The organism is Anoxybacillus sp. FSL W8-1294, assembly GCF_037965005.1.
Classification (GTDB): Bacteria; Bacillota; Bacilli; order Bacillales; family Anoxybacillaceae; genus Anoxybacillus; species Anoxybacillus flavithermus_G.
Genome location: NZ_CP150179.1, coordinates 2,762,899 through 2,786,702, shown reverse-complemented (window position 1 = coordinate 2,786,702; position 23,804 = coordinate 2,762,899). Strand labels below are relative to the sequence as shown.

At 37.5% G+C, this 23,804-nt stretch carries 20 protein-coding genes and 3 pseudogenes; 22 read left to right on the top strand and 1 reads right to left on the bottom strand.

What is annotated here, in order from left to right:
• Positions 1–31 precede the first annotated feature (31 nt).
• The 22 genes and pseudogenes from NSQ23_RS15030 to NSQ23_RS14925 all read left to right on the top strand — a co-directional run.
• On the top strand, positions 32–772 hold the full coding sequence (locus NSQ23_RS15030) for a Wzz/FepE/Etk N-terminal domain-containing protein (protein ID WP_339171904.1): 741 nt from the start codon (positions 32–34) through the stop codon (positions 770–772).
• A gap of 28 nt (positions 773–800) precedes the next feature.
• The gene (locus NSQ23_RS15025) at positions 801–1,463 is read left to right on the top strand and encodes a CpsD/CapB family tyrosine-protein kinase (RefSeq protein ID WP_339174454.1); all 663 of its coding nucleotides are present in this window, start codon (positions 801–803) and stop codon (positions 1,461–1,463) included.
• Between the two features lie 130 nt (positions 1,464–1,593).
• The gene (locus NSQ23_RS15020; RefSeq protein ID WP_339171902.1) at positions 1,594–2,358 is read left to right on the top strand and encodes a CpsB/CapC family capsule biosynthesis tyrosine phosphatase; all 765 of its coding nucleotides are present in this window, start codon (positions 1,594–1,596) and stop codon (positions 2,356–2,358) included.
• 280 nt (positions 2,359–2,638) lie between these two features.
• Positions 2,639–3,397: a hypothetical protein gene (locus NSQ23_RS15015; RefSeq protein WP_339171900.1), complete on the top strand. Its 759-nt coding sequence runs from the start codon at positions 2,639–2,641 to the stop codon at positions 3,395–3,397.
• Positions 3,398–3,513: 116 nt separating this feature from the next.
• Complete coding sequence (locus tag NSQ23_RS15010) at positions 3,514–4,731, top strand: RNA-guided endonuclease TnpB family protein (protein ID WP_004891372.1); 1,218 nt, start codon at positions 3,514–3,516, stop codon at positions 4,729–4,731.
• 101 nt (positions 4,732–4,832) lie between these two features.
• Positions 4,833–5,036 (top strand): annotated as a pseudogene (locus tag NSQ23_RS15005) (hypothetical protein); the annotation flags it as partial.
• A gap of 95 nt (positions 5,037–5,131) precedes the next feature.
• Positions 5,132–6,013: a UTP--glucose-1-phosphate uridylyltransferase GalU gene (gene galU / locus NSQ23_RS15000; RefSeq protein WP_339171897.1), complete on the top strand. Its 882-nt coding sequence runs from the start codon at positions 5,132–5,134 to the stop codon at positions 6,011–6,013.
• A 24-nt stretch (positions 6,014–6,037) separates the two neighbouring features.
• Positions 6,038–6,718, top strand: coding sequence for a sugar transferase (locus NSQ23_RS14995; RefSeq protein WP_339171895.1), 681 nt, complete (start codon positions 6,038–6,040; stop codon positions 6,716–6,718).
• A gap of 19 nt (positions 6,719–6,737) precedes the next feature.
• Positions 6,738–7,679 carry a GDP-L-fucose synthase gene (locus NSQ23_RS14990; protein WP_339171893.1) on the top strand — a complete coding sequence of 314 codons (942 nt, stop codon included), beginning with the start codon at positions 6,738–6,740 and terminating at the stop codon, positions 7,677–7,679.
• Positions 7,680–7,695: 16 nt separating this feature from the next.
• On the top strand, positions 7,696–8,775 hold the full coding sequence (gmd, locus tag NSQ23_RS14985) for a GDP-mannose 4,6-dehydratase (protein ID WP_339174451.1): 1,080 nt from the start codon (positions 7,696–7,698) through the stop codon (positions 8,773–8,775).
• A 126-nt stretch (positions 8,776–8,901) separates the two neighbouring features.
• Positions 8,902–9,211 (top strand): annotated as a pseudogene (locus NSQ23_RS14980) (GDP-mannose 4,6-dehydratase); the annotation flags it as partial.
• Between the two features lie 49 nt (positions 9,212–9,260).
• The gene (locus NSQ23_RS14975) at positions 9,261–10,433 is read left to right on the top strand and encodes a glycosyltransferase (protein WP_339171890.1); all 1,173 of its coding nucleotides are present in this window, start codon (positions 9,261–9,263) and stop codon (positions 10,431–10,433) included.
• A gap of 9 nt (positions 10,434–10,442) precedes the next feature.
• Complete coding sequence (locus NSQ23_RS14970) at positions 10,443–11,915, top strand: oligosaccharide flippase family protein (protein WP_339171888.1); 1,473 nt, start codon at positions 10,443–10,445, stop codon at positions 11,913–11,915.
• Between the two features lie 19 nt (positions 11,916–11,934).
• Entirely contained in the window at positions 11,935–13,164 is a 1,230-nt protein-coding gene (locus tag NSQ23_RS14965) for an O-antigen ligase family protein (protein ID WP_339171886.1), read from the top strand.
• On the top strand, positions 13,164–14,177 hold the full coding sequence (locus tag NSQ23_RS14960; RefSeq protein ID WP_339171884.1) for a glycosyltransferase: 1,014 nt from the start codon (positions 13,164–13,166) through the stop codon (positions 14,175–14,177). Before NSQ23_RS14965 ends, NSQ23_RS14960 begins: the two co-directional genes overlap by 1 nt.
• A gap of 9 nt (positions 14,178–14,186) precedes the next feature.
• Positions 14,187–15,158, top strand: coding sequence for a glycosyltransferase family A protein (locus NSQ23_RS14955; RefSeq protein WP_339171882.1), 972 nt, complete (start codon positions 14,187–14,189; stop codon positions 15,156–15,158).
• 65 nt (positions 15,159–15,223) lie between these two features.
• The gene (locus NSQ23_RS14950; protein WP_339171880.1) at positions 15,224–15,916 is read left to right on the top strand and encodes a WecB/TagA/CpsF family glycosyltransferase; all 693 of its coding nucleotides are present in this window, start codon (positions 15,224–15,226) and stop codon (positions 15,914–15,916) included.
• 9 nt (positions 15,917–15,925) lie between these two features.
• Entirely contained in the window at positions 15,926–17,098 is a 1,173-nt protein-coding gene (locus tag NSQ23_RS14945) for a glycosyltransferase (RefSeq protein ID WP_339171877.1), read from the top strand.
• A complete protein-coding gene (locus NSQ23_RS14940) occupies positions 17,095–18,423 on the top strand; it encodes a UDP-glucose/GDP-mannose dehydrogenase family protein (RefSeq protein ID WP_339171875.1) in 1,329 nt (442 codons plus the stop codon). Before NSQ23_RS14945 ends, NSQ23_RS14940 begins: the two co-directional genes overlap by 4 nt.
• A 59-nt stretch (positions 18,424–18,482) precedes the next feature.
• On the top strand, positions 18,483–19,871 hold the full coding sequence (locus NSQ23_RS14935; RefSeq protein ID WP_339171872.1) for a sugar phosphate nucleotidyltransferase: 1,389 nt from the start codon (positions 18,483–18,485) through the stop codon (positions 19,869–19,871).
• Between the two features lie 66 nt (positions 19,872–19,937).
• Positions 19,938–21,041 carry a hypothetical protein gene (locus tag NSQ23_RS14930; RefSeq protein WP_339171870.1) on the top strand — a complete coding sequence of 368 codons (1,104 nt, stop codon included), beginning with the start codon at positions 19,938–19,940 and terminating at the stop codon, positions 21,039–21,041.
• Between the two features lie 217 nt (positions 21,042–21,258).
• Positions 21,259–22,209: pseudogene (locus NSQ23_RS14925) on the top strand (phospho-sugar mutase); the annotation flags it as partial.
• 153 nt (positions 22,210–22,362) lie between these two features.
• On the opposite strand, the gene NSQ23_RS14920 reads toward NSQ23_RS14925, so the two are convergent.
• The gene (locus NSQ23_RS14920) at positions 22,363–23,592 is read right to left on the bottom strand and encodes an IS110 family transposase (protein ID WP_339170721.1); all 1,230 of its coding nucleotides are present in this window, start codon (positions 23,590–23,592) and stop codon (positions 22,363–22,365) included.
• Positions 23,593–23,804: the final 212 nt, after the last annotated feature.

Below are 23,804 nucleotides of genomic sequence, written 5' to 3'. Positions count from 1 at the left end.
TTGTCGAAAAATGAGTGTTTAGGAGGAAATTATGGAAGAGACGATTAGCTTACGAGAATTATTTCAGACGTTGCGCAAACGCATATGGCTTATTGTTGCGATTACGGTGATCGCCACGATGACGAGCGGCATCGTCAGCTATTTTGTGTTAACACCGATTTATCAAGCATCAACACAACTGCTCGTCAACCAAGCGAAAAACGAACAGCCGATTTACAATATTAGCGAAATTCAAACGAACTTGCAGCTTATTAATACATATAACGTCATTATGAAAAGCCCAGCCATTTTAGATATCGTCAAAGAAGAACTCGATTTAAATATGCCGATTGAAGAGCTCAATGCAAAAATTAACGTCACAAGTGAAAAAGACTCGCAAGTCGTGAACGTAACAGTCGAAGATCCCGATCCGTATATGGCGGCCGATATCGCCAACACGGTAGCTAGCGTGTTTCAACGTGAGATTGTGAAAATTATGAACGTTGATAACGTCAACATTTTAGCGAGGGCAGAAGTGAAAGAACAACCTGTTCCAGTCAAACCAAAGCCGCTATTAAACATGGCGATCGCTTTCGTCGTTGGCATGATGACAAGTGTTGGTTTAGCATTTTTACTTGAATATTTAGATAATACGATTAAAAACGAACAGGACGTCGAGAAGTTGCTTGAGCTACCTGTGCTAGGAGCTGTCACAACAATTGATGAAGAAGGAAAAGAAGCAAAAGCGTTACAAGCGAAAAAGCAAGTAAGAGGTGAGACGGTTGGTTCTTAAAAAGAAAAAGCAAGTATTTGAGCGGACGATGCGTTCGTTAATTACAAAAACAAATCCGAAGTCACCAATTTCTGAACAATATCGGACGATTCGTACAAACATTTTATTTTCTGTCGTCGATCGTCCTCTTCGTTCGCTGATGGTTACTTCCTCTGCTCCGGCAGAAGGAAAAACGACGACGGTTTCGAATTTAGCTGTCGTGTTTGCCCAACAAGGGAAGAAAGTGTTGTTAGTCGATTCAGATTTACGGAAACCGACCGTGCACTATACGTTTCGCAAAGACAATTATGTTGGCTTAACGAACGTATTAACGAAACAAGCACCTTTTCAAGCGGCTGTGAAAGAAACAGATGTGGACAATTTATTTGTTTTAACGAGCGGCCCTATTCCGCCAAACCCAGCCGAATTGCTTGGTTCTTCTGCGATGGAAGAACTATTAGCGGAAGCGTATAAGCAATTTGACTTTGTTTTATTCGACACTCCACCAGTACTTGCGGTGACCGATGCGCAAATTTTAGCGAACCAATGCGATGGAACGATTCTTGTCGTCCATAGCGGAAAGACAGAAATTGAAGCTGCACAAAAGGCGAAAGAACTACTCATTAACGCAAAAGGAAAGCTGCTCGGTGTCGTGCTGAATCAAAAGAAGCAAAAAGAAAGTAGCTATTACTATTACTATGGCAACAAATAGACAACATTCGACAAAAAATGTCTATTGTCTCCTTCTATTTTCCTATGTTAGTATGAATTACATACGAGGAAATTGTCGAAAAATATGAGAAAAATTTCTTTCATGTCGATAGATCAAAGGGGGGATTGTGATGATTGACGTTCATAGTCACATTTTACCATCTGTCGATGACGGAGCGAAGACGTTCGATGACGCCATTGAGATGGCGAAAGCAGCGGTTGCTGAGGGAATTACGACAATCATCGCAACCCCTCATCACCGCAATGGGACGTTTGAAAATGATAAACGATCGATTATTGAACACGTTTATGCGTTAAATGAGGCGTTGCAAATGCATCACATTCCCCTCTCTATCTTACCAGGACAGGAAGTGCGCATTCATGGGGAACTGATGGATCATTATCGCGATGGGGATATTTTGTCGCTTGCGGAGACGAAGTATGTGCTTGTGGAGCTTCCAAGCGACCACGTTCCACGCTATACGGAGCAGCTTCTTTTCGATATGCAACTGCAAGGGCTTGTTCCGATCATTGCCCATCCTGAACGAAATAGCGAGCTGATCGAGCACCCAACGAAGCTATATGACCTTGTGAAAAAAGGAGCATTGACACAGCTGACTGCGGGAAGTATCGCTGGTAAGTTCGGCAAAAAAATTAAGAATTTTTCCTTGCAAATCATCGAAGCGAACTTAGCTCATTTAATCGCATCGGATGCGCACAATACGACGTCACGGGCATTCCATATGCGCGAAGCGTACGACGTCATTCAAAAACAGTTCGGCTCGCAAGCTGTATATGTGTTTCAAGAGAACGCACAGCTGCTTGTTGCTGGCGACACTTTGTATAAAGATGCACCAGAGCGAATGAAAAAGAAAAAGTTTTTAGGTATTTTCTAAGTTTCATCGTTTCCTATACATACTATGGAATAATTGTGCATTGCCGATCTCGAACGTTTGTCGATATCGGCTCTCCTTTTCGGTGATGTCTCCTTACCGTTATCAACGGAGGCACTCGGCCGTGCTGTGGGTGGGGACGATGACGGTCCTGCCACCTTAGACGCCTGTCGTCAATGGTGCGGTGTGAGGGTGGGTTAGATGCCCAATGCTAACCTTGTTTTTTATTTATGTCTCTTTTTTGCCATGTTATAATGAGAGAAATGGTAAAGGAGGGATACAATTGAGCCAAGAATTAAAAGCTTTGCTTCGCTCTGTATTAAAGGAAGAACTACAGCCTGTTCATGAGCGATTAGAACGCGTTGAACAAACGCAACAAGAGTTACAACGCGGTCAAAAAGCATTAGAAAAGAGTGTTGCTCAAATCCAGCAAGATGTAACAGAGCTACAAGTAGGCCAGCGAGCACTAGAAAACACAGTTGCTCAAATTCAACAAGACGTCGCACAGTTACAAGCAGGTCAACAAGCGTTACAACAAGACGTCGCACAACTGCAAGCAGGCCAACAAGCATTACAACAAGACGTCGCACAACTGCAAGCAGGTCAACAAGCATTACAACAAGACGTCGCACAGTTACAAGCAGGCCAACAAGCGTTACAACAGGACGTCGCACAACTGCAAGCAGGCCAACAAGCGTTACAACAGGACGTCGCACAGTTACAAGCAGGCCAACGAGCATTACAACAAGACGTCGCACAATTACAAGCAGGTCAACAAGCGTTACAACAAGACGTCGCACAATTACAAGCAGGTCAACAAGCGTTACAACAAGACGTTGCACAGTTACAAGCAGGCCAACGAGCATTACAACAAGACGTCGCACAGTTACAAGCAGGCCAACGAGCATTACAACAAGACGTCGCACAGTTACAAGCAGGCCAACAAGCGTTACAACAAGATGTTGCACAATTACAAGCAGGTCAACACAAGCTAGAAAATGATATGGTTCTGTTTTTTCATCCAATCGTAAAAATACATTAAAAATTTTGATAAAATATATTTGAGATCCCACTTCTTTCGTGATTATCTTTACATCTTATTGCATGGTTCTCTTATGAACATGTATAGTAAAAGAGAAAGCGAGGTGAACAACGATCATGATGGCGAATCGAGTGGAAAGGCATATGATTTTCGCCACTCATCCGTATTATCCGATGATCGATGAGTATTGTTTTCGGTCAAAAAATTTGTACAACTTCGCCAACTATCAAGTGAGGCAAACGTTTTTCCAACACGGCACGTATCTTTCTTACAACAAGCTAGACAAGCTGCTGAAAACAGAAGGGATGGATACAGACTATCGAGCGATGCCAATGGCTCAATGTGCTCAACAAACGTTAAGAATGTTGCATCAAAATTGGCAATCATTTTTTAAGTCGATGAAAGATTGGGCAAAAAACAAAGACAAATATACAGGCAGACCGAAACCGCCCAAATATCTCAAAAAAGACGGACGATATGTACTTGTGCTAACGAATCAATCATGCAAAGTCGTCGATGAACAAATCACGTTTCCTGCCTGTTTTCAAGGGTTTCGGTTAAAGACAAACATGAAAGGGAAGCTACAACAAGTCCGATTCGTTCCGAAACACCGCCATATCATCGTCGAAGTCGTTTACAAAATCCCTATTCCAACACAAAAACAAGATAACAACAGATATATCAGTATTGATTTGGGATTAGATAACTTCGCAACCATTGTGAACAATGTGGGCAAACAACCGATCGTCATCAATGGTAAAGGTCTAAAATCTGCCAATCAATACTATAACAAACAAATGAGCCACTACCGCAAAGTAGCGAAACAGATGAATGGACTCGATTGGACAAAACGAATGAGCAAAATGACAGAAAAACGAAACCGCATCGTGGAAAACTTTATGCACCAAGCGAGTGCCTTTGTCATCAAACATGCGCTGTCTTTAGACTGCGATACGATTGTGGTGGGGATGAATAAAGATTGGAAGCGTGAAGTCCATCTCGGAAAGCGCACAAATCAAGCGTTCGTTCACATCCCGTATCAAACGTTTCTTCATCAGTTGCAGTACAAAGCAGCACAGCATGGGATTCGTGTCATCGTGACAGAAGAAAGCTATACATCGAAATGCAGTTTTTTAGACATGGAAGAAATCAAAAAGCAAAAGCAATACAAAGGAACGCGCATCAAGCGAGGACTGTTTCAATCTGAAAATGGAATACTGATTAACGCAGATGTCAACGGGGCATACAACATCATGAGAAAAGTATTCCCAAAGGCGTTCGCCAATGGGATAGCGGGTGTGGGGTTACACCCAATCCGAGTACATGTCGCTTAAACGACGTGGACGGATAAACAATTTTATTAAAATCTTTATCATTATTCTATGATTTTAATAAAATTGATAACCTGGTCGATATGAAACAATCACTCGGAAATATGGAACAGACACAGGAGAAGATTCTCGAAGAGCTACGCATATCAAAAAACAACCAGGTACTAGTCATAAATGATTTGACAAGCATAAAAAAATCAATGGATGTGACGGTTGCTTATTTGCAGCGTAGATCTGATGTCATATTTGATAAAATGATTGAACATGAAAAAGAAATTTTAAATTTAAAAGCACGTCTACCAAACTAACTCCCCATGGGAGCTATTTTTTTTGTACATCGACGTATAGGTTATGCATATATAGCGTATACGTGGGTGTACAGTTTAGGAAGCGAGGGATCTATGTGAAAAAAGTACGAAAGGCAATCATCCCAGCCGCCGGACTCGGCACACGATTTTTACCTGCGACAAAAGCGATGCCGAAAGAAATGCTTCCGATCGTCGATAAACCGACGATTCAATACATCGTCGAAGAAGCGATCGAATCGGGCATTGAAGATATTATTATCGTCACAGGAAAAGGAAAGCGCGCCATTGAAGACCATTTCGATCATGCATTTGAACTGGAACAAACGTTGTTAAAAAACAATAAACACGACCTACTAGAAAAAGTAAAAGAACCGTCCAAAGTCGACATTCATTACATTCGTCAAAAAGAACCGAAAGGACTTGGCCACGCCGTTTGGTGCGCCCGCAAATTTATCGGCGATGAACCGTTTGCGGTGCTGTTAGGCGACGACATCGTTCAAGCTGAAACACCGTGTTTAAAACAACTGATGAACGAATTTGAACAAACGAGAAGCTCTGTCATCGGCGTCAAACAAGTCGCAGACGACGAAACGCATCGCTACGGCATCATCGACCCGATCGATAAAAAAGGACGGCGCTACCAAGTCCGTCAATTCGTCGAAAAACCAGCACCAGGCACCGCCCCATCGAACTTAGCGATTATGGGTCGATACATATTAACGCCAGAAATTTTCATGTTTCTTGAAAAACAAGAAACCGGCGCCGGCGGCGAAATTCAACTGACCGACGCGATCCAAAAACTAAACGAAATTCAACGCGTCTTTGCTTATGAGTTCGAAGGCAAACGGTACGATGTCGGGGAGAAGCTTGGGTTTATCCAGACGACGATTGAGTTTGGGATGCAAGATGAAGAGTTGAAACAACATCTCATTCCGTTTATGGAGAAGATATTGCAAGAAGCGAAAGTGAAGGAATAAAAGTTTAAAGGGGGATGAAGGGAGTTGGCGCAATCAGGCAATGTTGCTAGTATACAAGCCCAACAAAGATATACTCAACAAGTGATTGTTAACGATAAAAAAAGTTATTTAATTGCTAAACGAACAATGGACATTATCGGAGCCATGATCGGATTAATTTCGTTATCTTGGCTCTTTCTTATTGTCGCTGTTCTCATAAAGCTAGAAGACCCAAAAGGTCCAGTGTTTTTTAAACAAATACGAGTTGGAAAAGACGGAAAACAGTTTTATATGTACAAATTTCGCTCGATGGTGACCGATGCGGAAAAGAGATTGAAAGAATTACTGAAGTATAACGAAGTGTCAGGTGCCATGTTTAAAATGAAAAACGACCCTCGGGTGACGAAGGTAGGAAGATTCATTCGTAAAACGAGCATTGACGAGCTCCCGCAATTATGGAATGTATTAAAAGGAGACATGAGCTTAGTTGGCCCACGTCCACCTCTACCGAGGGAAGTAGCGCAGTATACGGAATACGATAAGCAAAGACTGCTTGTCACACCAGGGTGTACGGGGTTGTGGCAGGTGAGTGCCCGCAACAGTGTCGGGTTTAAAGAAATGGTCGAGTTAGATTTACACTATATTCGCCATCAATCAATTTTATTTGATTTGAAGATTATCATAAAAACTGTTTTTGTATTGTTTGGGTCGAAACATGCATTTTAAGAAATGAGGGAAAGACGGAATGGACAAAAATGCAAAAATTTATGTCGCCGGGCATCGTGGGTTGGTCGGTTCGGCGATTTTACGGAAATTGCAAGCCGACGGCTATACTAATCTTGTGTATAAAACAAGTCAAGAGTTGGATTTAAGAGATAAAAATGAAGTGGACAAGTTTTTCGAAGAAGAAAAGCCGGAATACGTTTTTCTTGCGGCAGCAAAAGTTGGAGGTATTGTCGCAAACAATGAATATCCAGCGGACTTTATTCGTGACAATTTAATGATTCAAACGAATGTTATCGATGCAGCATATCGAAACGGCGTCAAAAAGCTGTTGTTCTTAGGAAGCACATGTATTTATCCGAAATTTGCTCCACAGCCGTTAAAAGAAGAATATTTGTTAACAGGCGAATTGGAGCCAACGAACGAACCATATGCAATTGCGAAAATTGCCGGCATTAAGATGTGTCAGTCATATAACCGTCAATACGGTACGAAATATATTTCAGTGATGCCGACTAATTTATATGGTCCAAATGATAATTTTGACTTACACACTTCACACGTATTACCAGCGTTAATTCGCAAGTTCCATGAAGCAAAAGAAAACAATGCTCCATATGTCGAAGTATGGGGAACAGGAGCACCAAGACGTGAATTTTTATATTCTGACGATTTAGCCGATGCTTGCGTCTTTTTAATGAACAACTACGAGGGCAACGAAATCGTCAATGTCGGTGTCGGCGAAGATATTTCTATTAAAGAACTAGCGGAAAAAATTAAAAGTATCGTTGGCTATCAAGGTGAAATTAAATTTGATACAACAAAACCAGATGGTACGCCACGTAAACTAGTTGATGTATCAAAAATCAATGCATTAGGTTGGAAAGCAAGCATTTCATTAGAGGAAGGATTACAAAAAGCGTATCAATGGTTTTTAGATAATGTAGCAGTGAAAACGAATTAAAAAATTGGAGGATACAATGAAACGAGCGTTAATTACAGGTGTAACAGGACAAGATGGATCGTTTTTAGCTGAGTTTTTATTAGAAAAAGGTTATGAGGTACATGGCATTATTCGCCGCAGCTCTTCCTATAACCAAGAGCGTTTAGAAGATATTTTATCACCGGAAGAAGCGGAAGCGCTCATGAATAATCAGAACTTCCATTTACATTATGGGGATATAACAGATACATCCAATATCATTCGGTTGATTAACGAAATTCGCCCGGATGAAATTTATAACCTTGCGGCGCAATCACATGTCCGTGTATCATTTGATATGCCAGAGTACACAGCGGATGTGGATGCAATCGGGACATTGCGTATTTTAGAAGCTGTACGTATTTTAGGATTGACAGAGAAGACACGTATTTATCAAGCATCAACATCTGAATTATATGGAAAAGTACAAGAAGTTCCACAAAAGGAAACAACACCGTTTTATCCACGTTCTCCGTATGGTGTGGCAAAATTATATGCATATTGGATTACGAAAAACTACCGTGAATCGTATGGAATGTTTGCAGTGAATGGTATTTTATTTAATCATGAATCAGAACGACGCGGTGAAACATTTGTGACACGTAAGATTACATTAGCTGCAGCACGAATTGCTCAAGGTAAACAAGATAAATTATACTTAGGTAACCTCGATGCACTTCGTGACTGGGGTTATGCAAAAGATTATGTAGAATGTATGTGGTTAATGTTGCAACATGATACTCCTGAGGATTTCGTAATAGCTACAGGAGAGATGCACTCTGTACGGGAATTTGCAACATTAGCATTTAAATATGCAGGTATTGAAATTGAGTGGCAAGGTGAAGGATTAAACGAAAAAGGTATTGATAAAGCCACTGGTCGTGTATTAATTGAAGTTGATCCGAAATATTTCCGCCCAGCTGAGGTTGATCAATTATTGGGAGATCCAACAAAAGCGAAGACATTACTAGGATGGAATCCGACAAAAACTCCGTTTGAAGAGCTAGTTCGGATTATGGTTGAAGCAGATATGAAGAAGGTTGAAAAGGAAGATAAGTTGAAGAAGATGTTTGATTAAGAATACATGAATAGATTCATGAAGACCTAATAAACTTTGTATATAAATTTCACAAATTAAATATATAAACTTAGCAACTTCTTGTGGCAGTTTCCTAGTCACTCAGATGCAAACATAACTGGGAGCTTTGCCGGTGACTATGTAAAAGCCATGTGGTTAATGTTACAACAAGATGAGTCTCAGATGACTATGTCATCGCAAAGGGTGAAATGCACAGTACGTGAATTAGTAGAAATTGCGTTCTCTTATGTAGGATTAGACTGGAAAGACTATGTGGTACAAGATGAAAGATTTGTGCGTCTAGCGGAAGAAGATCTTCGGGATTGTACGAAGGCGAATGAGAAATTAGGTTGGAATCAGGAAGTGTTTTGAAGAGTTAGTAAAGATGATGGTGAATGTGGATTTGTGTAGATTTACAAAAAAATACAATAAGTAACAAAGATTTGCTATTGTTACTTGTTGCTATACTTTAGGGGGAAGTAGTATTGTCAAATATAAATTTACTTGTCATACCCTCTTTCTATCCTACTGCTGAGGATCCTTTGACTGGGAATTTTTTTCATGAACAAATTATAGAAATGTCAAAGAAAGTAAAAATTGGGGTTATTTATCCTGAAAGAAGGAGTATAAAGAAAATTAATATTAAAGGGATAATACTAAATCACTTTCAAACTTCTTTTGGGGAAGAACACGGGATTCCAGTTTATCGGTCACATCGTTGGAATGTTATCCCAGATAGGTTTAAATTAGGGGCGCTTTTATGGGTCAGAAGTGCTATAAAGCTAGCAGACCAATATATTAAACAGAATGGGACCCCTGATTTAGTGCATGCGCACTGTGCCTTATGGGGAGGTTATGCTGCTAAATTAATTGCAGAAAAATATAAAATCCCTTATATTATTTCGGAGCATTCCAGTTCATATGGGCTTGGAAAAATTAAAAGTTGGGAGGAAAAATATATTAGGAGTGCAATGGAAAATGCCTCCCTTATTACCACAGTAAGTCGAGGATTTTCCAATACTATTCAAGAATACACTAATGTACAAAATATAGAAGTTATTCCCAATTTTATAGATATGGATTTCTTCACTTTACCACCTAATAGGATAGAAGGGGAAAAGTTTATTTTTACCTCTATTGGTTGGCTTAATAAAAATAAAGGCTTTGACTTACTAATTAGAGCATTTCATAGAGCGTTCAAAGATCAAGAAAATGTTTATTTGAATATTGTGGGTAGAGGTTCTGAAAGAAACAACTTATTGAAAATAATCAAGGAACTTAGATTGGAAAACAGAGTTAACCTTTTAGGTGAACTAAATAGACAGCAAATACGTGATATTTTATGGAAGAGTCACTGTCTAGTTTTGGCTAGTTATGTTGAGACTTTTGGAATTGTTCTGATCGAAGCACTTGCTACAGGTATCCCGGTTATTGCTAGTGATACAGATGGACCAAGTGACATTATTACAAAAGAGACCGGATTAATATTTCGAAGGGGGGACATCTTTTCTTTAGAAAAAAAACTTCAAAAGTTATATAATGATTATTCATTCTATAATTCATACAAAATTCGAAAATATGCTGAGGATAGGTATAGTGCGTCAGTGGTGACTACAAAAATAAAAGAATTATATGAGAAAGTTATTGGTAGAAATTAGGAGGAATTAATGAAAAACGTTTCTCTAGTAAGAAATATTCGAGATAATTATATTCGTATGATTATAAATGGTGTAATTACCTTTGGAACTTCAATTATCTTTACAAGAACATTAGATGTTGAAACTTATGGGGTTTATTCTTATTTTATTTGGTTTATTTTAACAGCATCTTATCTATTAAACTTTGGTTATGAGGGTACAATTACAAAATTTGTGCCGGAGTATTATTTCAACAGAAATCTAGAAGGAACTAGTTCTTTTTTATTATATGTATTAAGAAGACAGACACTTGTAATTACTGTTTTGATAATACTTTTAATTTTAACTTTAGATATTTGGAAAGATATTTTAAATATTAAAGAAAAATATGGTAAATTAATAATTATTCTTGCGCTAATAAATATTCTTCCAAATATTTTATTAAATATATTGGTTAGCACGGTTCAATCAGTACAAAGATTTGATGTGTTTGCTCGTGTAAGTATTCAATCAAATATTATAACATTTATACTAAATGCATTATTGCTGATTACGACAAAGAGGATTGAATATGTTTTTGTTGTTATCTTATTATGTAATGTCTACCAAATAGTTTTATATCTTTTATGGCTCCAAAAAGATTTATCTATCCATATTCACCATTTCTTCCAGAAAAATCGTATTCTTAAGGATTCTAAACGAATAAAAAAATATGCTGGCTATATGTACATTAATATTGTATGGCAACAAATTGTATGGAATCGTTCAGAATTTTTTTTTCTTTCTTTGTATAGCGCAGCTGATCAGGTTGCTTTTTATGGTTTAGCATTCAGTTTGGTTAATATGGTAAATATGGGGGTGTCTCCATTTTTATCTATCGTAAATAACTATTTAGCAAAATTAGTAGCTATTAAAGAACATGAAGAAATAAAACTACTAATTTATAATTTGACAAATATTTTTACTGTAATTTTATTATTTGGATTGACTATAGCATTTTATTTTTCATCAAACTTAATAAACTTAATATATACAAGTAAATTTTCTGAAGCAACCTCTGTTTTTTTAATTTTGTTATTCGGTTTTATTATTGGTAAAATCCTAAATATTGCGAGTTCACTACCATTTTACTACGAACAGCAAAAATTTATTGTTTTTTTGGGAATAGTAACTGGTTGTGTGAACATTATTCTTGATGTAATCTTTATTCCAAATCATGGAGCTATAGGGGCTGCCGTGGCTAATACCATAGCTCAAATCTTTTTTTCAGTAATACAATTTGTTTATACAATAATCAAATTTTCTTTGAGAGTTCCTTATAAAAATATATTGTCATTATTCATTTTAAATTCTGTTTTCATCATAATAGTTTTGTTACTTGAGATACCGTTATTGATTAAATTTTTAATCATGTTAATATTCCTACTTATATATATGATTGTTTGCATTAAAATGAAGATTTTCGATAGAAATTATATTCGAAAATTGCGAGAAAATGTTTAGACTAGAGGGGAAAACATTGGTGAGAAAAATCAATTTTGAACTTTTAAAATTACAGCTTTTGTATTTAACAGTTCTGCTACTAGTTGCGATGAAGACATTTGTAATAAATAATATAGAAATACAAGTTTTCTCTTCAACAGCTATAAGTATTTTATTTCTATTATTTTATAATTATAAAATTTTAAATAAATCGTCGGTTATTAAAGTAACGTCCGATAGCAAAATAATCATAGCGCTCATTATTATATATATAGCATTTATCAATATAAATGCCTTAATTGTAGAACCCCAAAAAGCTATTTTTCCTTTAGTAAAGTCAATACCTATTATTACTTTTATTTTTTTGATTATATTATTCAATATAAAACCAAATTTGCGAGATAAAATTGAGGTATTTTCTTTCTGGTTACTATCTATTTCTATGATCCTAGCTTTTATACTCTTTCACTTAGGTTATAGTAATCTTTACATTTCAATAAATAAAATAGTATCTCTAGTTCCGAATGATGAATATGTAAAACAATTTGGGGAAACAAGACTACAATGGATGAGCACCCATAAATCTCGTTTTGCAGCCTTTTGTATATTTTCAATTCTATTTACCGTACGCGCGTATATAAAAAATATATATAAGGTTATCATTATTCTAATTTGTTTAATCAATATATTTTATTCATCATCAAAAATCTCACTGTATTTGGTATTGTTTTCGATTCTGTTACTTTTGTTTTTTAAAATAATCTTAGGGAAAATTAATACTTATTTAAAAGGATTTTTTTTGGTAATGATTTTAATGTTAGGATTTTTAGGCATGGTTTTAGCTTTTCATGAAATAGAGCAATACATGAATTCAACAGAATATATCACTTTAGGGGATAGAACTTATATTTGGAAATATAGTATTGATCAGATTAAAACGCATCCTGAGGGAATTATCACCTATGGAATAGATGAGTTTTTTAAAGTGTATGAACGAAACATTGTTTTAAAAAGTGCTCATAATATTTTTTTAGATGAATTTCTAAAAAACGGTATTATTGGTGGGATAATATTTTTAATGATATTATTAACAATATTATGGAAATGTAGAACTGATTTAACAATTTTTGTTTTTTTATGTTGCCTGTATATAATCGGTTGTTTTGATATCATTCTTGAAGAAAATATGAATTATATTTTTTGGTATCTAGTTGCACTTTTATACACTTATGTTATTAATGAAAAGTTAAATAATCGGAGGAGGCTATGATGAAAGTTTTACTTGCAGCTTTAAAATTTGATTACAATGATTCCTCAAGAGGTTACAGTTTTGAGTATGAAAATTTTTATAAATCAATGATAAATATGAGAGATGTTGAAGTAATTTTTTTTGACATATCAGATTTTAATGATCTGAAAAGATTTGAAGAAAACAATAAGAATCTTCTTAAAACAATATATCAAGAGAAACCAGATGTTTTTTTCTATATTCCATATAAAGAAAATATTCGACGAGAAGTTTTACAAGAAATTAAAAATATAAAAGAAATAACTTCCGTTTGTTGGTTTTCGGATGATCATTGGAGGTTTGAAACTTTTTCTAAGGAATTATGTTTTTATTTTGATTATTGTATAACGACTGATAGGGAATCTATTGAAAAATATCACCAAATTGGTTATAAGAATGTAATCCTTTCTCAATGGGCATGCAATGTCCATACTTACAGAAAGTTAAATTTACCAAAAAAATATGATGTTAGTTTTGTCGGACAACCACATGGGACGAGAAGAGAAATTATTAATATACTAAGAAAAAACGGTATTTCTGTAGCGTGCTTTGGTTATGGCTGGGATAATTCTCTTTTAAAACGTGCATGGAATGCTTTTGCAAAAAGAATTGGATTAGAATTCCTTACATTTAAGATGGGAAGAGTTACTCAGGAGGAAATGATTAGGATTTTTAACCAGTCTAAAATTAATTTAAATTTGAGTAATTCTTCAGATAAAGGTTTTCCTAGACAAATTAAAGGTCGTAATTTTGAAGTGCCTGGATGTGGGAGTTTTTTATTAACTGAAAAGGTAAGTCACTTGGAAGACTACTATGAGCTAGATAAAGAAGTTGTAACTTATTCTAACATCGATGAAATGATTAAAAAGATTCGTTACTATTTAACTCATGATCAGGAGCGCGAGGCTATAGCTCAAAAAGGGTATGAGAAAACAATCCGATTTCATAAATATGAAGATCGTTTTCGTGACATATTTCAAAAGATTGGGAAATAGGGGGTATTTATGGATCCAAAAGTTTCTGTCATTATTACAAGCTATAACTCAAATGAGTCATTTTTAAAAATTGCTATAGAGAGCGTCCTTCATCAAACTTATCCTAATATAGAATTAATCTTGGTAGATGATGGTTCTAATAATAATTCAGCTAAAAAACTTTGTGAATTTCACAAAGAAATTAAGTATATTAGACAAAGTAATAAGGGGTTACCTGCTGCACGGAATACGGGGATTAGAAATTCATCAGGAGAATATATTTGCTTTTTAGATGATGATGATTATTGGCACGAGGAAAAGGTTGAAAAGCAGGTAATACAAATGGAAAAAATTTCGAAAGAGGACCCAAATGTGGGGATGACCTTCACATATACGAACGTTATAAATATGAATGGAGATGTGATTGGAAAGTATGGATATAAGGTAAAGGGGAATATATTCAATAAGTTGTTACTAGGAAATATAGTAGGTGCTCCTTCTTCGGTTATGATTAAAAGAGGAGTCTTAGAACATGTGGGCCTTTTTAATGAAGAATTTCGCTATGCAGAAGATATTGAATTATGGTACCGTGTTGCTTATTTCTATACAATTTATTCGACGGATGAATATTTGCTGTACTATCGTTGGCGGGACAACAGTCACTCAAAAAATGCAAAATTTATGAATACGTATCTAGAGAAAGCACTTAAGAACATATTAGAAATGTACCATGACCATCCATATATAAAAGAAAATAAATGTGCTATTTTATCTAATCTTTATAAATCGATGGCTAATCGCTATTTTTGGTCAAACGATATTAATAACTTTAAAGATTCATATTTTAAGTTCATAAAAGTAAACAAAAGGAATATTTTAAATATTAAAATGCTAACAAAATACTTAATGTCTACGTTTTTACCAAATCTAGTTTTATATAAAAATAATCTGCGTAGTAAAAAAGAATGGCCAGGAATTAATGGGATAATTGATTATACATAGAATATAAGTTTGGTGATAATATGAAAACCTGTTCTATACTAGGGGTTAATATTAATGTCATTAGTATGAAAGAAGCTATTAATCTTATTGATCAAAATCTAGAAGAGTTAAAAGGACATTATATATGTGTATCCAATGTTCATACTACGGTTTTAAGTTATGAAGATCCTGCTTACAAAAATGTTCAAAATTCTGCGTATATACGATTACCTGATGGAAAGCCTTTATCTTTTTTGAGTTCATTAAAGGGATTTAGAGAAGCAGAAAGAGTTACTGGTCCAGATTTAATGGAGGAGCTTTTCAAACTTTCTGAGAAGAAAGGATATACTCATTTCTTCTATGGAAGTACAGAGCAAACTTTACAGCTTTTGAAAAAGAATTTACAAAAGAGATATCCGCAAATGAAAATTGTTGGAATGTATTCCCCCCCATTTCGTCCATTAACTGTGCAAGAGGATGAAAAAATCATTAATTTAATTAATAATTTAAAACCTGATTTTATATGGGTTGGGCTTGGTGCACCAAAACAGGAATATTGGATGTATGAGCATAAAGGACGAGTTCCTTCTCTAATGATTGGAGTAGGTGCGGGTTTTGATTATCATGCTGGAAAATTAAAAAGAGCTCCACTTTGGATGCAAAAAGCTGGACTTGAGTGGCTATACCGCTTAGTTCAAGAACCAAGGCGTTTGTGGAAGCGCTATATGCTGTATAACACTAAATTTCTGTATTATTTATTATTAAGAGATAAAGGTTAGTGAGTAAAGATGGAAACTATAACAATTGTTGTTGTTGCTTTTAACAGACCAGATTCATTAAAGCGTAATTTAAAAGCTCTATTAAAAGCGGATTATCCAGGTAAAGTAAGATTAGTTATTAGTATTGATAAAGGTAACAATAAACACGTTTTGGATATTGCTAATTCATTTGATTGGAAATATGGAGAAAAAATAGTAATCTACCAAAAGGAAAATATTGGTTTGCGCCGTCATATTTTAAAATGCGGAGACCTAACCAATCAATATGGAAATATAATATTATTAGAAGATGATATTTATGTTTCACCCAACTTTTATAATTTTGCACTTCAGGCATTAGAATTTTATCAAGATCATAAGGAAATAGCTGGGATATCACTATACTCGCCGCGTTTTAACGAGACAGCTTCTCTGCCGTTTGAACCTTTACAAAGTAACTATGATGTTTTTTTTAGTCAATTACCGAGTTCTTGGGGTCAGTTATGGACGGCTTCGCAATGGAATGATTTTCGTAACTGGTATAATAATGAATCCAATTTAAAGATTAAACCAGATGATTATAATTTGCCAGATAATGTTAAAAAATGGCCGGAAAGCTCATGGAAAAAATATTTTATTAAATATATGGTCGATAATCAAAAGTTTTTTGTTTATCCTTATATATCGTTAACAACAAACTTTGGTGATATAGGCACTCATTTTTGGAGAAAAAATAATGCATTTCAGGTCCCCCTAAGCTACAATATTAAAAAAGAGTTTAAATTTTGTCGGCTTGATGAAACTAATGTTCGTTATGATGTGTTTAATGAAAATATTGGTATAATTGAAATTTTTGATAAGGAAATAAGAAATAATATAACAGTTGATTTATATGGAAAAAAAAGTGAGAAAGCTTATAAAAAATATCTTCTAACTACAAAGAAATTGAACTATCATATCATAAAGCAATATGACTTAACAATGAAACCAATTGAAGATAATATTTTACAGAATATTCCTGGTAATAGTATTTTCCTTTATGATACAACTAAAATAGTCAAGAATAGGTATACTAGTACAACGATTAACATAGAGGAATATTTTTATGGTCATTTGAATCCTACATTATTAGCAAAACTATTGTTTAATAAACAACTATTTTTGTCTATTTTAAAAAGAATATTAAAAAGGGGTTTAAAATGAAGAAGATAGCTGTAGTAGGGACAGGTTACGTCGGTTTAGTTACTGGTGTTGCTTTATCTCATATTGGCCATCATGTCACATGTATTGATATCGATGAAACAAAGGTAGAAAAAATGCGTCAAGGCATTTCGCCGATTTATGAGCCTGGTCTTGAAGAGTTAATGAAGGAAAATATTCAAGCCGGGCGTTTGTTTTTTACAACAAGTCATCAAGAAGGATTTAAAGATGTAGATGTCATTTATATTGCGGTTGGTACGCCTGAAAAAGAAGATGGATCTGCTAATTTAGAGTATATTGAACAAGCGGTTCGAGATATTGCGGCGAATATCACGAAGGACGTCATTGTTGTTACGAAAAGTACAGTACCGGTTGGAACGAACCATTATATAAAAGAGTTGTTAATTTCTTTAGTTCCTAAGCATATCAATGTCGAAGTAGTGTCAAATCCAGAGTTTTTGCGTGAAGGTTCCTCGGTTTATGATACGTTTCATGGCGATCGTATCGTCATTGGAGCGGATAATGAAGAAGCGACAAAGGTCATTGAAGAAATTAACAAACCTTTTGGTATTCCGATTTTTAAAACGGACATTAAAAGTGCCGAAATGATTAAATATGCTTCGAATGCTTTTTTGGCGACGAAGATTAGTTTTATTAACGAAATTGCCAATATATGTGAAAAAGTGGAAGCCGATGTCGAAAGTGTTGCGTTAGGCATGGGAATGGATAAACGCATCGGTTCTATGTTTTTAAGAGCAGGAATTGGCTATGGAGGGTCTTGTTTCCCAAAAGACACAAAAGCTTTGGCAAAAATTGCAGCGAACATTGATCATGATTTTGAATTGTTAAAAGCAGTGATAAAAGTAAACAATCAGCAGCAACGCATTTTAATTGATAAAGCAAGAGAACGTTTTGGAAGCCTAACTGGTAAAAAAGTCGCTTTATTAGGCTTATCCTTTAAGCCGAATACGGATGATATGCGTGAAGCAGCTTCGATCGTTATTTCCAAAGAGCTAATTGCTGAAGGAGCGGAAGTCGTTGCTTACGACCCAGTTGCGGTTGAAAATGCAAAGAAGGTTCTGCCACAAGAGGTAGTATACACAGAATCCATTGAGGCTGCGCTTGAAAATGCAGATATGGCGTTTATTCTTACGGAATGGGCACAAATTAAGGATTTAGATTTAAATATATATGTTCAGAAGATGAAACAACCAATCGTTTTTGACGGACGGAATTGTTATAGCTTAAATGAAGTGCAAAAATATCCTATTGAATACCATTCGATTGGTCGCAAACCAATTTATAATTATCAATTCCAAACAGTCTAATAATGAATGCATAGATCAGATCGTTTAAGATCTGATTTTTTTATTATGGAGGGTTATAAATGAAACTAGTCCTTTTATCCGGCGGATCTGGCAAACGACTTTGGCCTTTGTCGAATGATACGCGTTCGAAGCAGTTTTTAAAAGTGTTGGAAGGAAAGAATGGCGAGAAACAGTCGATGGTGCAGCGGGTTTGGGGGCAGTTAGAAGCCGTTGGGCTGGCTGGGTCTGCGGTCATTGCGACATCGAAAATGCAGCGCGATATGATTCATCGCCAATTAGGGACAGATGTACCGCTAATTATTGAGCCGGAGCGCCGCGATACGTTTCCGGCGATTGCGCTGGCAGCTTCGTATTTATATACGGTCGAGAATATATCAGAAGAGGAAACGGTCGTTGTCTTGCCGGTGGATCCGTATGTGGAAGATTCTTTCTTTCAAAGAATGAAAGAATTAGAAAGTGTTCTTGAGCATTCGAATGCAGAGTTGGCGTTAATTGGTGTAAAACCGACGTATCCTTCTTCTAAATATGGATACATTGTTCCTAAGGAAAAGGCGGAAGGTGCAGAATATTTTGTTGTAAATCACTTTACAGAGAAGCCAAGTGAAGAAAAGGCGCAAACGTTAATTGCGATGAACGCTTTTTGGAACTGCGGTGTATTTGCGTTTAAATTAAAATATTTAGTCAATCTTCTAATTGAGAAAGGCATTCCGCTTCATTTTGATCAGCTTTCCAATCAATACGATACGTTGCCGAAAATTAGTTTTGACTACGAGGTAGTCGAAAAAGCAAATCATATTGTTGTGCTTCCGTATGATGGTTATTGGAAAGACCTTGGTACATGGAATACGCTGACAGAGGAAATGGCAACGAAGCAAATTGGGAAAGGCGTACTAGCGGAAGATGTGGTGAATACCCATTTAGTTAATGAGCTTGATATTCCTGTGACAGTGATTGGTACAAAAGATCTTGTTGTGGCCGCAAGCCCAGACGGAATCTTAGTTGCCGATAAAGCTTCCAGCCCGAAAATTAAAGATTTAATTAACGGTTTTCATCAGCCGCCAATGTATGAAGAGAGGATTTGGGGCTGGTCGCGCGTTCTTGACTATGCCAAATATGAAGATGGACAAGAAATGGTAACAAAACGAATTTGTATTCATGAAGGGAAAAACTCAAGCTACCACTATCACAATTTACGAGACGAAGTATGGACGATTGTTCGCGGTGAAGGGGAACTAGCGTTAGATGAATATATTACCCGCGTAAAAGCAGGGGATATCATTCATCTTCCAGCAGGACGAAAACATGGAATTCGTGCGATTACGGAATTAGAGTTTATTGAAGTGCAAACAGGTTCTGGTATTAGTGATGAAGATTTTGTGAGACTTTATTTTGATTGGGCCGATGTGATTCGTCACTTCCAAAAATCAAAAGCAAAAGTGATTTCTTAATGGTTAACTGGGATTTTCTCCCCGTTCTTTTTTTATGCAAAGAAATAGAGAGGCCTGGGTAAACCGATGAAGACGATTGCTTACTATATTTCTGATTACGGTTTTGGGCATGCGGCAAGAAGTGTTGCGCTCATTCGTCATTTGTTAGCGATGGAGGAAGACTTGAGAGTTATTATTTGTCACTCGTTTGCCCTTCACTTTTTGCGAGAGTCTTTGAAGGACGAGAATCGCGTAGCATTCTGCACGATTGAAACGGATATTGGTTATATGTTGCAAAAAGACTCGATTGAGCCGGATGTCGAAAAATTAAATGTTGAATATGAAAAGTATCTCAAAAAGTGGAATTTCCTAATCGAACAAGAACGTGATTTTTTACAGACAAATAAGGTAGATTTCGTCATTTCCGATATTTCCGCTTTTCCGTTTGAAGCAGCGTATACACTAGGAATCCCTTCCCTTGGTATATCCAACTTTACTTGGCACACGGCATATCAAGGATTAATTGCTGATTCGTTGCGTGAACCTTTAAAAGAGGCCTATGAAAAAATGACTTATTTCTTCTCTTTAGCTGGAAGTAAAGAGCCGAATTGGGGGATGAAAGGAACAAAGCAGTTTGGCTTTTTTGCCAGAAACGTAGACAGCAATGAAGTTAATAGAATAAGGCAGCTTATGAATCCAAATGGCGAGCAATTCGTTGTGTTCTTCGGACTTGGGATGAAAATCGATGTCGGACAACTAGAACGTCTACCGATATGGGATAGTCCTAATTGTATGTTTATCGTTTCATCGAATGTTCAAGTGAAACGGCCAAACGTTTTCGCAATTCCCAAAGACTATCTCGAATCGCAACATTATATTGCCGCAGCGGATTTAGTCATTTCAAAACCAGGTTGGGGAATCGTCAGCGAAGCAGTATGTAATCGTAAACCATTATTGATTTTAGACCGCCAGACAATGAAAGAAGATCAAAATACGATTTCATTTTTAAAGGCCAATCATTTGTGTAAGACGATTACATGGGATGAATTATGTCAGTTTGTCATTAACGAAGAATTTATCGATGAGCTGCAGAGTCAGCATACACATGATGGTGGTTTTTTTGGAAATCAAACAGATATCATCTCAAAAGAAATTTTGCGCGTGTTAAGAACGAAAAACGAAAGGATTTAACTAGATATGACATTCCTTCCAAGCGAACAGGGGAGTGTTGGTCAATTTCTGCACATTCAAACGATCAGAGTGTAAGTCGCTTCGGAGAATTTACAGGAACGATTGTTACGGAAGAAGGGGAACCTGCTTGCCTCTTCCTTATCAACTTGGAACGTTTCAAGTGAAAGGAAATGTGCAAGTGATCGTGTCGCATCCATAGACAAGGAGGGAAAGCAACATGAGTTGGAAAGAAAAAAATGAAAAATGGCTTTCATATCCACATTTAGATGAACAGCTAAAACAGCAATTACTTTCGATGCAAGCGGATAAAAAACTGCTTGAAGATAGTTTCTATAGAAACTTAGAATTTGGCACAGGCGGAATGCGCGGGGAGATTGGACCTGGGACGAATCGGATGAATATATACACGATTCGAAAAGCAGCGGAAGGATTGGCACGTTACATTGTCGAGAAAGGGGAAGAGGCAAAAGCGCGTGGGGTAGTCATTGCTTATGATTCCCGGCATAAATCGCCTGAGTTTGCGTTAGAAGTGGCGAAGACGGTAGGAAAACACGGCATTCGAGCATATTTGTTTAAAGAGCTTCGTCCGACGCCAGAGTTGTCTTTTGCGGTTCGGCATTTAGGTGCGTTCGCTGGAGTTGTGATTACGGCAAGTCATAATCCACCCGAATATAATGGGTTTAAAGTATATGGCAAAGATGGGGGACAAATCCCTCCAACGGTCGCAGATGTACTCATTGAATATGTGAATGCGGTAGAGGATGAATTAGCGGTGGCTGTGGCGAGTGAGCAAGAGCTGCTTGAAGCAGGACTGTTAACGTATATCGGGGAAGAAATTGATGCGGCGTATATTGCGCAGTTAAAAACAATTCAATTAAACCCGGAACTTGTGGCGAGTGTCGCGAAAGATTTAAACATTGTTTTTTCTCCGCTCCATGGAACAGCGAACATGCTCGTGCGGAAAGGATTAGAAGCGTTCGGGTTTAAAAATGTGACCGTTGTGAAAGAACAAGAACAACCAGATCCGAATTTTTCAACCGTTGCCTCACCAAATCCAGAAGAGCACGCGGCGTTTGCTTTGGCGATGGAATACGGTGAAAAAATAAACGCCGATCTTTTAATGGCAACGGATCCGGACGCCGATCGACTTGGAGTAGCGGTAAAGAACGACAAAGTCCTGCGGTAATATGTCAAGGTGAAAAATCATCGAAATTGGAAATTCGATTGTCCGATGACCCGAAAAAAGGCAATACTTAAGAAGCCCAGTCTTGTCTTATGTCATTAACTGGGTTTTAATGCAAAATCAGTTAGATCGATACCCCTATCGATCTTCCCCCTTTCTTGGCGTGTAGATTTGACCGTTGCGTAGCAGCGCATCGATCACACGCACGAGTTTTCGAGCGGTGAGGACGAGGGCTCGTTTGTGTTGGTGCTTTGGTACTTCCTCATACTTCTTCCGGTAATAGGTGCGAAACGACGCATCATGCCGTTGTACCGAGTTGGCAGCCTCCACTAGGTAGTAACGGAGATAGCGATTGCCGGAACGAATGAGGGAAGTCTCCTCGGCTTGGAACCGACCGGACTGGTGCTTAGACCAAGTCAAACCTGCATACTTTGCTAAGGCGGCTTGGTTGTCAAAGCGCTCGATTTGTCCAATTTCGGCTAAGATGCCAGCGGCGTAGACCGGACCAATGCCGGGAATCGTTTGTAACGTATTTGGGATGCCTTCCAAATGGCGAGTAATCGCTTTATCTAGCTCTTTAATTTGCGCTTGAAGGCTACGGATGGATTGAATTGATAGCCCTAAAAGCAAGTCGATGGAATCCTCGACACATTTGGAAAGCCGATACGACGAACGAGCCGCCTTTTGAATGGACTTGGCGATGCATTCCGGATCGGCAAAGCGATTGCGTCCTTTTTGGCGCAAGAAGTCAGCGAGCTGTTGCACGTCCATCTGACTGATTTCGTCTAAGCTAAACGACTCGAGAAGAAGCTCTAAGATGGCATGTCCGAACACGGAGCTGTCCACCTCTTGGGTAAAGGAACTGCACTTGTAAAACAAGTGTTGGAGGAAGTACTGCTTTTCCCGAGTCAGCTGATGGACGAGATGATAGCGCATGCGCGTGAGCCGTTGAAGGGCGATAAACTGTTCTTGCATGACAGCTGTCACTTTCAAACGGCCAAAGCGAAGCCGATCGGCGATGATCCACGCATCGATGCCGTCCGTTTTATCCAAGTCAGTGTACGCTTCTTTAAATTTGCGAATGAGCTTTGGATTGATGGTAAACACCTTGACATTCCAAGACTTCAGCTCCTCCTGTTGGTGGAAAAACATCGCTGGATGCCAGCTGTAGACCGAAGTGGCTTCCATCCCGATGAGAATTTCGGATGGTTGGCGCTTGTTGGCCCACAGGAGGATTTGATCGCGAAGGAAGGTCGCGCCAAGGAGATGATTGTCCACCTTGAATTGGGCGCACGTGTTTCCTTCTTGATCCATGATACACGTGTATAAGTCCGTTGAGCTCACGTCAATCCCGACGTAGAGTTTCATGAGATCACCTCCAATCGTAGTAGGATCGTGGGGTTGGGACTCTTCGGGATGCCCCCGGACCGCGCCTGTTGACCAGTCACCCTCGCATATGAGAACTCACGTTGGGCCATGGGCTGCCTGGAAGCTGCTCCTTCCAGCATGGGAAACCAACGGGAACAGCCTGCGGGTTAGAAGTCCGAACAGGAGCCGGGGAGACAGACTTTCTAAGTAGT

Excerpts from the sequence above, each read along its gene's own strand:
- NSQ23_RS15030 (WP_339171904.1), top strand. The coding sequence starts at position 32 with ATGGAAGAGACGATTAGCTTACGAGAATTATTTCAGACGTTGCGCAAA.
- NSQ23_RS15025 (WP_339174454.1), top strand. The coding sequence starts at position 801 with ATGCGTTCGTTAATTACAAAAACAAATCCGAAGTCACCAATTTCTGAA.
- NSQ23_RS15020 (WP_339171902.1), top strand. The coding sequence starts at position 1,594 with ATGATTGACGTTCATAGTCACATTTTACCATCTGTCGATGACGGAGCG.
- NSQ23_RS15010 (WP_004891372.1), top strand. The coding sequence starts at position 3,514 with ATGATGGCGAATCGAGTGGAAAGGCATATGATTTTCGCCACTCATCCG.
- NSQ23_RS14990 (WP_339171893.1), top strand. The coding sequence starts at position 6,738 with ATGGACAAAAATGCAAAAATTTATGTCGCCGGGCATCGTGGGTTGGTC.
- gmd (WP_339174451.1), top strand. The coding sequence starts at position 7,696 with ATGAAACGAGCGTTAATTACAGGTGTAACAGGACAAGATGGATCGTTT.
- NSQ23_RS14970 (WP_339171888.1), top strand. The coding sequence starts at position 10,443 with ATGAAAAACGTTTCTCTAGTAAGAAATATTCGAGATAATTATATTCGT.
- NSQ23_RS14960 (WP_339171884.1), top strand. The coding sequence starts at position 13,164 with ATGAAAGTTTTACTTGCAGCTTTAAAATTTGATTACAATGATTCCTCA.
- NSQ23_RS14955 (WP_339171882.1), top strand. The coding sequence starts at position 14,187 with ATGGATCCAAAAGTTTCTGTCATTATTACAAGCTATAACTCAAATGAG.
- NSQ23_RS14950 (WP_339171880.1), top strand. The coding sequence starts at position 15,224 with ATGAAAGAAGCTATTAATCTTATTGATCAAAATCTAGAAGAGTTAAAA.
- NSQ23_RS14945 (WP_339171877.1), top strand. The coding sequence starts at position 15,926 with ATGGAAACTATAACAATTGTTGTTGTTGCTTTTAACAGACCAGATTCA.
- NSQ23_RS14940 (WP_339171875.1), top strand. The coding sequence starts at position 17,095 with ATGAAGAAGATAGCTGTAGTAGGGACAGGTTACGTCGGTTTAGTTACT.
- NSQ23_RS14935 (WP_339171872.1), top strand. The coding sequence starts at position 18,483 with ATGAAACTAGTCCTTTTATCCGGCGGATCTGGCAAACGACTTTGGCCT.
- NSQ23_RS14930 (WP_339171870.1), top strand. The coding sequence starts at position 19,938 with ATGAAGACGATTGCTTACTATATTTCTGATTACGGTTTTGGGCATGCG.
- NSQ23_RS14920 (WP_339170721.1), bottom strand. The coding sequence starts at position 23,592 with ATGAAACTCTACGTCGGGATTGACGTGAGCTCAACGGACTTATACACG.